9 protein-coding genes, 1 rRNA gene and 2 pseudogenes are annotated in these 10,373 nt (G+C 38.8%); 3 read left to right on the top strand and 9 right to left on the bottom strand.

What is annotated here, in order from left to right:
- A 16S ribosomal RNA gene (locus EEJ45_RS17425) occupies window positions 1-107 on the bottom strand; the annotation flags it as partial.
- A gap of 633 nt (window positions 108-740) precedes the next feature.
- Between EEJ45_RS17425 and EEJ45_RS17430 the strand changes: the two genes are divergently transcribed.
- Window positions 741-1,097, top strand: coding sequence for a YgzB family protein (locus EEJ45_RS17430; RefSeq protein WP_124566027.1), 357 nt, complete (start codon window positions 741-743; stop codon window positions 1,095-1,097).
- Between the two features lie 5 nt (window positions 1,098-1,102).
- Here the strand turns inward: EEJ45_RS17430 and perR are convergent, their stop codons facing one another.
- The 6 genes from perR to EEJ45_RS17460 all read right to left on the bottom strand — a co-directional run bounded on the left by perR (window position 1,103) and on the right by EEJ45_RS17460 (window position 5,543).
- Window positions 1,103-1,543 (bottom strand): peroxide-responsive transcriptional repressor PerR, encoded by a 441-nt coding sequence (gene perR, locus EEJ45_RS17435; RefSeq protein WP_124566028.1) that lies wholly within the window; start codon window positions 1,541-1,543, stop codon window positions 1,103-1,105.
- Window positions 1,544-2,023: 480 nt separating this feature from the next.
- Window positions 2,024-2,488, bottom strand: coding sequence for a thioredoxin-dependent thiol peroxidase (gene bcp / locus EEJ45_RS17440; RefSeq protein ID WP_124566029.1), 465 nt, complete (start codon window positions 2,486-2,488; stop codon window positions 2,024-2,026).
- An 11-nt stretch (window positions 2,489-2,499) separates the two neighbouring features.
- A complete protein-coding gene (locus tag EEJ45_RS17445; protein ID WP_124566030.1) occupies window positions 2,500-2,907 on the bottom strand; it encodes a potassium channel family protein in 408 nt (135 codons plus the stop codon).
- Between the two features lie 47 nt (window positions 2,908-2,954).
- The gene (locus EEJ45_RS17450) at window positions 2,955-3,740 is read right to left on the bottom strand and encodes an ABC transporter permease (RefSeq protein WP_124566031.1); all 786 of its coding nucleotides are present in this window, start codon (window positions 3,738-3,740) and stop codon (window positions 2,955-2,957) included.
- 5 nt (window positions 3,741-3,745) lie between these two features.
- Window positions 3,746-4,537 (bottom strand): ABC transporter permease, encoded by a 792-nt coding sequence (locus EEJ45_RS17455; RefSeq protein ID WP_124566032.1) that lies wholly within the window; start codon window positions 4,535-4,537, stop codon window positions 3,746-3,748.
- Complete coding sequence (locus EEJ45_RS17460) at window positions 4,530-5,543, bottom strand: ABC transporter ATP-binding protein (RefSeq protein ID WP_124566033.1); 1,014 nt, start codon at window positions 5,541-5,543, stop codon at window positions 4,530-4,532. The genes EEJ45_RS17455 and EEJ45_RS17460 overlap by 8 nt, the downstream gene beginning before the upstream one ends.
- 178 nt (window positions 5,544-5,721) lie before the next feature.
- On the opposite strand from EEJ45_RS17460, the gene EEJ45_RS17465 reads away from it, so the two are divergent.
- A complete protein-coding gene (locus EEJ45_RS17465; RefSeq protein ID WP_246000021.1) occupies window positions 5,722-7,029 on the top strand; it encodes a glutamate-1-semialdehyde 2,1-aminomutase in 1,308 nt (435 codons plus the stop codon).
- Between the two features lie 146 nt (window positions 7,030-7,175).
- On the opposite strand, the gene EEJ45_RS17470 is transcribed toward EEJ45_RS17465, so the two are convergent.
- Complete coding sequence (locus tag EEJ45_RS17470) at window positions 7,176-8,546, bottom strand: IS4 family transposase (protein ID WP_124566035.1); 1,371 nt, start codon at window positions 8,544-8,546, stop codon at window positions 7,176-7,178.
- 158 nt (window positions 8,547-8,704) lie between these two features.
- On the opposite strand from EEJ45_RS17470, the pseudogene EEJ45_RS17475 reads away from it, so the two are divergent.
- A pseudogene (locus EEJ45_RS17475) lies at window positions 8,705-9,661 on the top strand (transposase); the annotation flags it as partial.
- A gap of 10 nt (window positions 9,662-9,671) precedes the next feature.
- On the opposite strand, the pseudogene EEJ45_RS17480 reads toward EEJ45_RS17475, so the two are convergent.
- Window positions 9,672-10,373, bottom strand: a pseudogene (locus EEJ45_RS17480) (IS4 family transposase); the annotation flags it as partial.

Raw genomic sequence — 10,373 nt, forward strand, 5'->3', positions numbered from 1 at the left:
GTGTTACTCACCCGTCCGCCGCTAACCTCCGAAGAGGTTCGCTCGACTTGCATGTATTAGGCACGCCGCCAGCGTTCATCCTGAGCCAGGATCAAACTCTCCATAAAAGTGTTTGTCTAACTAAAATAAATGTTGACGTTTTGTACTTCGTTCAGTTTTCAAAGAACTAATCTGTCACCCTTAAGCGACTTTCTCATGTTAACATTTCTTACTTTTGATGTCAACACGTTTTTTTCATTTCCATGTCATTCGCACCATTGTGCATCAGCGACGTTTATTAATATAACATTACTACTATCGCAGGTCAATAACTTTTCTTAAAAAATATTAGACTTTTTTTGCTTACGTTGTGTTAAAACATAATGTTAGCAATCGGATCTTATTGTTTAGACTGGCAGGGAGACTCTTGCAAGAAATTGCTTCAAAAGCATGTAGCACTGAGAAGCGTTCTTGAACGCCTTTGGAAAGCGTAACACGTAATGAAAATCAGCAATGAACTTTAAAATATACTTTGCTTGATAAAAAAGGCTATATAAGTAGCAATACAAAATTTTAGACGTCAAAGATGAACGCGTAATGTATGGCCATGGTGTTAAGAACCTAAGAGACGTTCACATTGAGCGTTCTTTGCAATTCATTCTTCTTTCATTCGATGGCTGCTTATATCTCAAAAAACTACGTTTACTTATATATATAGCAGTCCGCAGTATGCTATATTTATGTGTAGGAGGAGGATGGAGATGGGTTCAAAATATTCTAGTAAAATAAATAAAATTCGTACATTTGCGCTAAGTCTTGTTTTTGCCGGTTTGTTTATTTCTTATCTTGGTGTATTTTTCAGGAAATCCCCCTTGATTATGTCCTTATTTATTATCGTGGGGTTTCTTGCAGTTATCGGAAGTACCGTTGTATATTTCTGGATTGGTATGCTTTCCACCAAAACGATACAGGTTGTTTGCCCGGAATGCGAACGAACAACAAAAATGCTTGGGCGAGTAGACGCATGTATGTATTGTAAACAGCCTCTTACTTTAGATCGAGATTTAGAAGGTAAAGAGTTTGATGAAAAGTATAATCGCAAACAAAAAAGAGGCTGATTAGGTCAGCCTCTTTTCCCTGCACAATCCGGACAAACGCCGTACAATTCTAAACGATGATTTTTAATAATAAACCCTGTTTGCTCAGCCGCTTTCGCTTCTATCTCATCAAGACCTTGGTAAGGGAAATCCACAATTTTACCACAATCCTCGCAAATAACATGGTAATGATGGCCTGTAACATAGTCGAAGCGACTAGAAGCGTCTCCGTATGTTAACTCTTTTACAATACCAACTTCTTTAAATACACGCAAGTTGTTATATACCGTAGCTACGCTCATATTTGGAAATTTACCTTCAAGCGCCTTATAAATCTCATCTGCTGTAGGGTGCGACATGGAGGCAACCAAATACTCCAAAACCGCATGGCGCTGCGGAGTAATGCGCACCCCTGTACTCTTTAACACTTCCAATGCTTCTTTCAACTCTTCCTTTACCAACACCATGCACCTCACTTTTTATACATTATATGATTCTTAATACGTATTTCATATATAAATTCAAGTAACTTTTATAATATAAAAGTAGCCATAAAACGAAAGAGTAAGAGCGAGTTCTAAATGTGTGTAATCTCATACAGCGTGCCTCTTAAATAACGACTACAACTGTACATGTTCCATCCCTTTCAACAAAAGCCATTTTTCCCATCAACACATTATAATGTACTACTTATCATTTTTATATAAACAAATTATTACTTTATAATTTTTATAAACAGTGTACAGCGACAGTGGCTTTCCTGTCAATATAGAAGGCGCTTCACCTCTTATTCGTACAAACTAGAAATTATTGCATAAAAAAAGTGCGGGAAGATTCCCGCACACCATCTATTATCAGAGGAGGTATGCCCTATACTTCAACATATGATAGAACTTTCGAAAGGGTATAGACGAACGCCCTTTTATTATAAATCCTCATGTAAAAATCTATTGCAGCTTCTTTACAGCTTCTATGACTTCGTCTACATGCCCTTTTACTTTAACCTTCCGCCATTCCTTAACCAGTTCACCTTGTGCATTAATTAAAAATGTTGATCGTTCAATCCCCATATATTCTTTTCCAAAGTTTTTCTTCAGCTTCCATACATCATATAATTGAGCTGCTCGTTGCTCTTCATCGGACAACAAGATGAATGATAAATCGTACTTAGCAATAAACTTCGCATGACGCTCTGGTGCATCCGGACTTACGCCAATAATAACGGTGTTGTTTGCTTCAAATACATCGTATTGATCTCTAAAATCACAAGCCTGCGTTGTACATCCAGGCGTCATATCTTTTGGATAAAAGTACAAAACAACATTCTTACCAATAAAATTAGATAAACTGACTGACTCTCCGTTTACTGATGGTAACGTAAAATCCGGAGCCTTTTTACCTTGTTCAACCACTTCATACACTCCTATCTTTTCTCATGTTCTATTACAGTATGTACCAAGAAAGCGGCTGGCATTGTGTAACCGACCAACGCCTCCACAATCGCAAGCCACCTTCCAATTCCTATTGGTGTAATATCTCCGTAACCCACTGACAAAAGCGTGATTGCACTAAAGTACATACATACCTCAATCATTTCAAATGAATGCACATCTAGGCTTCTTCCATCTTCCTCTAATACCGGAAGCCCCATCTCTTCTAATACAAGATAGCCGATTCCAAACGCAATCAAAATAGTTGTATAAATGGAACATAATAATAATAAATTACTAGCGGAGAAAAAACGTCCTGATTGACGTGTTGTCATAAATAACACTCGCATACTTTTAACGAAAGCATATGCAGCAATTAAAAAGAAACCTAACCATACCATGTCCATCCACCTCAATATCAATGTATGAACATGCCAATAAAATTATTTCAGTTCCCTGCTCCTCTATATCTTTTTACACCTTGATTCCAAATTAGCACAGCCAGCGTAAAAAACACTAAGCCCATAACTGGTGTTAAAAAGGAATACATATACCATTCACTTTTGCCTAAAAAATAAGAAGCAGGATATACACCTACAAAGGCAAACGGAAGAACCCATGTCAACAAAAAACGAATTACACGATTATAAATATTAATAGGATATCTTCCATAGTTACCGATATTGTACATAAGTGGCATGATAGAGCTTTTGGAGTCTGACCAAAATCCAATGCTCGCAAGCGAAACAAAGATACCCCCATATACAAGAGCACCGCCCATTACCATAATAATGAATAAAAATATATCGTACCAATAAAACGATAGATTTAATCCAGAGCCTGCATATATCATAATTATAATACCTGTAATTGCTCCTGATAAAGATTCCAAATCCATTCTCTCTAATATTACTTGAAATAAACTATGAATAGGCCTCGTTAAAATCCGATCCATCTCGCCTTTAATAATATAACGATCATTAAAGTCCCAGATATTAAAAAACGTTGAAAAAATCGCAAACGGAACAAGGAAGAAACCATACATAAAAATTACTTCCTCTCTCCCCCATCCTTGTAAAGTCTGTGTATGACCAAAAACGACTAGTATAAATACCAAATTTACTGCTTGCATGAGCAAATCGGAAAGCAATCCTACAATCAGGTCTCCACGATACTGCAGTTTTGTTTTCATGTACTGTCCTGCATATTGAAAAAACAAACGAAAATATAACATTTACATTAACCTCCTTGTACAATGAGGCGCTTTCTTGCCATATGCCACATTACGATAATCGGAAGCAACAATACAATCGCCCAACCTGCTTGAAAGAAAACAGCGCTCCAAATCGCATCTCCTTTTATACCCTCTGAGAAAATCATACTAGGAATATAACTGATGGCTTGAAACGGGAAAAACCTCATTACATCTTGTGCCCACAGTGGATAGAAGCTGATTGGAAGCAATAGGCCTGAAAACAAATCAATTAACACACGCTTTGCATACATAAACCCATCATTGTTAAATAAGAAGAATGTCATCATGCCAGTAATTAGATTAATTTGTGTATTAATAATAAAACTAAACACAAGTGACACAAGGAAAAATAACCATGTGTCTATCTTTGTTGTTACTGTAAGAGAAAACAAGAGTGCTACAATCACCATACCAGGTACAGAGAAGAATGCAAAACGAAATACCCCTTCTCCCAATCCCTGCATGACCTTCATCCCTAAATAGTTGTAGGGGCGAATAAGTTCAACCGCAACACGACCTTCTCTAATTTCAGTCGCAATTTCTCGATCAATGTTATTAAAATAAAATGCCCGTGCCATCCATGCAACCGCCACATAAGATGTCATCTGTGCAACAGAAAGACCTTGAATGCTTTCTTTTTCACCATAAATAGCAGTCCACAAAAAGTAGTACGCCCCAATATTAATGGTGTAAATAAGTATTCCACTATAATAGTTGGTTCGGTAGGCTAGCATCATTAAAAAGCGAATTCGAATCATTTCTATATATTTAGCCATGACGAACACCCTTTTCATAGATATTACGGATAATTTCCTCTGTAGATACTTCATTGATTTTCACATCTTTAATACGATAGGATTGAACAACTTTCGCAATCAATGTCGAAATGATAATCTCTTCATTGGGAATTTTGGCTGTCCATACGTTTTGGCCATTGCCTTGCATCCAAATTACCCCGTTATCTGGCATAAGCATCCCAAGTTCTATCTGTGAAATGGGGTTAGAAAATTGGAAGCTGATTTCTTTTTCATCGCCCCACTGCGAGCGCAAACGCTCTAGCAATCCATCGTAAATAATCTTACCTTCATCAAGCATCACCACACGCTCACATAATGCCTCAATATCTGAAATATCGTGGGTTGTTAACAAAATGGTTGTTTTATACTTCTCGTTAATCTCTTTTAAAAACTCACGAATTTTCAGTTTGACTAATACATCTAGTCCAATTGTTGGTTCATCTAAAAACAAAAGTGGCGGATTATGAATTAGAGCGGCTGCTAATTCACAGCGCATACGTTGTCCTAGAGAAAGCTTACGAACCGGCTTATCCAGCAATGGCTCAATATCCAAAGCGGCTATGACATGACCCATATGCTCCTTATATTGTTCATCTGAAATACCATATACCTTTTTCAACAGACGAAATGATTCCTGAACCGCAATATCCCACCACAGTTGTGAGCGTTGTCCAAATACAACACCGATGCTACGCACAAACTTTTCTCGGTCTTTATGCGGATTCATGCCATTTACTGTAATCTCACCTGCTGTCGGAGTTAATATTCCTGTGAGCATTTTAATGGTTGTCGATTTTCCAGCCCCATTTTCTCCAATATAGCCAATCATTTCACCTTGCTTGACTTGGAATGAAATATCGTTTACTGCCGGCACGATTTTATAATTACGCGTGAATAAATCACGAAAAGCTCCTTTTAATCCTGACCTGCTGGAATAGGACACAAACTCTTTCCGTAAATTTTTAACCTCAATCATGTTATCCATGGTGCGCCCCCTTTTTTATATAACAACGAATAGTTTACCCAACCGCTTCTGTCATCACAAATAATATGGCTTGCTTTTAGAAAAATCGTGTTACAATGAAGAGATGCGTCATATTTGTAAACAACAGGTCTTTTTCTCCAGTAAATATACCTAGACGCAATAGACTATTAAGGAGAGGATTATCTTGAACTTCACAAAATCAGAACAATTACATAAAGAAGCACTTGCGCACATTGTAGGTGGTGTCAACAGTCCTTCCCGTTCCTATAAAGCAGTAGGCGGTGGCTCCCCTGTAGCAATGGAACGCGGTAAAGGGGCTTATTTTTGGGATGTGGACGGTAATAAGTATATTGATTACTTAGCTGCATATGGCCCTATTATTACAGGGCATGCACACCCACATATTACTAAGGCCATCACTGAAGCCGCCGAAAAAGGTGTATTATACGGTACACCAACTGCTCTAGAGGTGAAATTCGCAAAAATGTTAAAAGAAGCGATACCAGCAATGGATAAAGTTCGTTTTGTAAACTCTGGCACAGAAGCGGTTATGACAACCATTCGCGTTGCGCGTGCATATACCGGCAGAACAAAAATTATGAAATTTGCAGGTTGTTACCACGGCCACTCTGATTTAGTACTTGTTGCAGCTGGATCTGGTCCTTCTACTCTTGGTACACCGGACTCAGCAGGGGTTCCCCAAAGCATTGCACAGGAAGTAATTACCGTACCTTTCAATGATGTAGAGGCCTTTGATACAGCGCTTCAAAAATGGGGACATGAAGTGGCAGCCGTTCTTGTCGAGCCGATTGTAGGAAACTTTGGTATCGTAGAGCCGAAGGAAGGGTTTTTAGAGAAAGTGAACGAATTAACACACAAAGCAGGTGCTTTGGTCATTTATGATGAAGTAATTACTGCGTTTCGTTTTATGTACGGCGGTGCTCAAAACCTACTGGGCATCACACCAGATCTTACTGCATTGGGTAAAATCATTGGTGGTGGCCTTCCAATTGGTGCATACGGCGGTAAGAAAGAAATTATGGAGCAAGTCGCTCCGCTAGGGCCTGCTTATCAGGCTGGTACCATGGCTGGTAACCCTGCGTCCATGGCCGCAGGAATTGCATGTTTAGAAGTTTTGCAACAGCCTGGAGTATACGAAAAGCTAGATGAGCTTGGTGAGATGCTAGAAAAGGGAATTTTAGAACAAGCAAGCTTACATCAAATTCCGATTACGGTAAATCGCTTGAAAGGTGCTCTTACTGTCTTCTTCACTGACAAAACGATTACAAACTATGAAGAAGCACAACAGACGGATGGAGAACTATTCGGCAAATTCTTCAAGCTTATGCTACAACAGGGAGTAAATCTGGCACCTTCCAAATATGAAGCTTGGTTCTTAACAACAGAACATTCTAAAGAGGATATAGAAGCTACAATTTGTGCTGTAGGTCATGCTTTTGAAACTCTTTCAAAAGAGCTAATGTAGCTATAAAAAGAGGGGACCCCCTCCATACCCATCAACTTTAGCGAAGCAACCTCGCTGCCAAAGGCAGCGAGGTTGCTTTTTTAGTATGATTTGAATAAAAGTTTATCATTTGGGCATACTCAAATACAGCTCCATCCTGCATATTTTTATGCAACGATGGGAAGCTGAGCCGTTTCTATCTCTATCAAGCGTAGGATTTCAAACGGTGTTGCTTTTTGATAGCGCCGTGCTTTTTTGCCATTCTTGCTTACATCTTGAAAGAGCCTGGTTAGCACTGAAACAGGATGTTGGAAGGTACAGAAGAGTACGGCGTGTACCTTTGTGAGGTAAATTTGAACCATGTGTGCACACTTCATTTCACTCGCTTCTTTTCCTTTTTTCTCCCACAACAGTTTTCGCATTTGATACGTAATACGCGCAACCAAGCATAAACGCAAGAGTTGTCCATACAGATGGCACTGAAATCGCTCTAGCTTCATTCGTTTTGTCGTATGAATGTTGAAAATAGATTTCCATGTCTTAAATAAAATCTCTATTTGCCAACGTAAAGAATAAAAGTGATATATTTCTGTCGCAGGTAACTTCTCCGGAGAAATATTAGTAACCAACAGATTCACTTTACTGGCAGCCTTCGGCATCTTTTTATTCATCTTCTTATGATGACTGAGACGCTTATTCCACTCATTTTGCGTTAAACGATACAGAACTAAACGTGTTGGATGTCTGTGTTCATACCCAATATATACGTTTGGTAACTCGATGGTTTCTCCTTCCTTTAAGTGCTTTGTTAACTCTTCTATATGTAATAAAACCCAATTTCCTTGTTTATCCTTTTGATACACCTGTGTATTCCAACGAAGTCTCGATATATAGTAAGCTTTGTTTGCCGTCATCTTGTCTAGATCTTTGATATAGTGATAGCCTAGGTCTCTAAGAATTAAATCACCTTCCTCGACGGTCTCTGTCCGAAACTGTCCATATTTGGCATCGTTACTTACACCATGACCTACTTCTAATGCCAAAAACTCACCGGATAAAAGATCATATTCCAACTGAATTTTTACACCAGCCTCAGATCCCCCGCCTCCACTTCCTCGATACGTGTCTGCATACGCTGATGGAAGTTGAAAGGAAGTGGAGTCTAAAATACGGATGCGTTTAAAAATACGAGTGAGTGGTGCGATAGGGTGGATTTGTTGCCCAAAGGCATGAAGAAACAATTCTTTTAAGAATTGAACAGTCCGTTCATTCCAACGTTTGTTTAGTGCTTCTGTAGAAATACAGACTCCCATCGCTTCATTCAGTCTCGTACAAAGGTCAACTAGGGACTCTGAACCCACTGTCTGGCCAAGAAAGACGCAAAGAGATACCAGATCCTGTGCTCGAACTTTTCTTTGTCTTTGAATCATACCTGTTTTACATGCCAATTCTTGTAGATAGGTAAGAGAAAATATATTTTGAAATTCTTCCCCTAATAGACGTAATTCATCTGTTTGTGCACATTCTTTTGTAGACATAAAATGAGGCTGGGACAAAACCCAGCCTATAAAACAAAAAAGCCGGTGAAATTTTACGATTAGTAAAATTTCACCGGCTTCTATCATTTTTTACCAAAATAAGGACCACTTCTGATAAAATTAAGTTACGACACAAAATTTAGGAAAGAAGGGTCCTTATGTTTAAAGATTATAACATGAATCAAGTTATTTTGCCTCTAGATTTAGAAATTCGTCTACAAAAAAATGATATTGCCTTTGTCATCCACCATTTGGTCGAAAGTATTCCCTATGAAGCGTTCGAATCCTTCGTACGACACACCGGATGTCCAGCTTATCATCCACGCATGATGCTGAAAATTATTCTATGCGGCTACACACAATCAGCTTTCTCTGGTCGTAAAATGGAAGACCTGACCAAAGATAGTGTACGTATGATGTGGCTCGCGCAAGGATATGAACCGAGTTACCGTACAATCAACCGGTTCCGCGTAAATCCTCATATGAAAGAACTCATTCGCCAGTGCTTCGTCCAGTTTCGTGTACAACTCATACAAGAAAATGTAATTGACCAAGAAGCACTTTTCATTGATGGCACAAAAGTAGAAGCTAATGCCAATAAGTTCACATTTGTGTGGAAGAAAGCTGTGGAAAAACATCATCGTCATCTCGTTGACAAATCAAATGAAATGTACAATGAACTCGTAGAAAAACGAATTATACCAGAACTGAAAAAGGAAAATGATGAACAGCTTTCTGTGGAAGAGTTAACACAAATCGCTGAAACATTAGAAGAAGTAATTGAAGACTATACAAAGAAGATTGATAGCTCCGATGATACAGCCGTGCGTAAACAGCTACGTAAGGAACGAAAAACACCAAAACAAATCGTGAAACAAGTGTATGACTGGATTAGGCGTAAAAAGAAGTATATGGAGGATTTTGAGAAGTTCGGTACGCGTAATAGTTACTCGAAAACGGACGAAGATGCGACCTTTATGCGGATGAAAGATGATTATATGAAAAACGGACAACTCAAACCTGGTTACAATGTACAAATTGCGACAGAAGGGCAATATACGTTAGCTTACGGTGTTTACGCCAACCCAACAGATACAAAAACACTCATTCCGTTCCTTGATGAAATTGCCAACGTAGTGAATACAAGGCATGCACGTAGTTAGTCGGCACTTCTTCTGGCGATGTGTTCGTGATATATACATTCATGCCCATCAAACGCTTACTTTTATCCTTCATGACAATACCCTTTTTCTTCTCACGTATTGCTTGATTTTTCAAACGCGTTTGCGTTTGATCGTCGGTGAAACGATGAATAATGACACGCGTTGGAAGCTTTTGATTTTGCCCAATATACGCCTCAGGAATTTCAATCGTTTCACCTGGTAGTAGTTCAGACATCATCTGGTCCATATCAAGCTGAATATATTCCGTTTGCTTTTTCAGTGTGCCATTTTTGAAGTATTCTGGTTCGGGATTTTTGATATAAATGCGTGTATTCAGCTTCAACCGCGAGATATAGTAAGCCTTTTTATCGTGAATCGCTTGTAGATCACTTAAATCGAAGTAACCGAGATCACGCAAACATAGGTCTCCTTTTTCAACGGTTTCAAGACAAATGGTACCGTATGTTTTATCATTGTTCTTTCCCGGTCCAAGCTGCACGTTTAAAAATTGACCACTGAGTAAATCATATTCAAGTTGAATCTTCACCCCCGCAGTATTACTACTTCCGCCTGATCCTTGATAGTCAGTGGCGAAGGTATCTGGTAACTGAAACACCGTCGCATCTAAAATACGAATACGATTGAAAGTAGACATCATGTGTGC

This window comes from Ectobacillus antri, from assembly GCF_003852715.1.
Lineage (GTDB): Bacteria > Bacillota > Bacilli > Bacillales > Bacillaceae_G > Ectobacillus > Ectobacillus antri.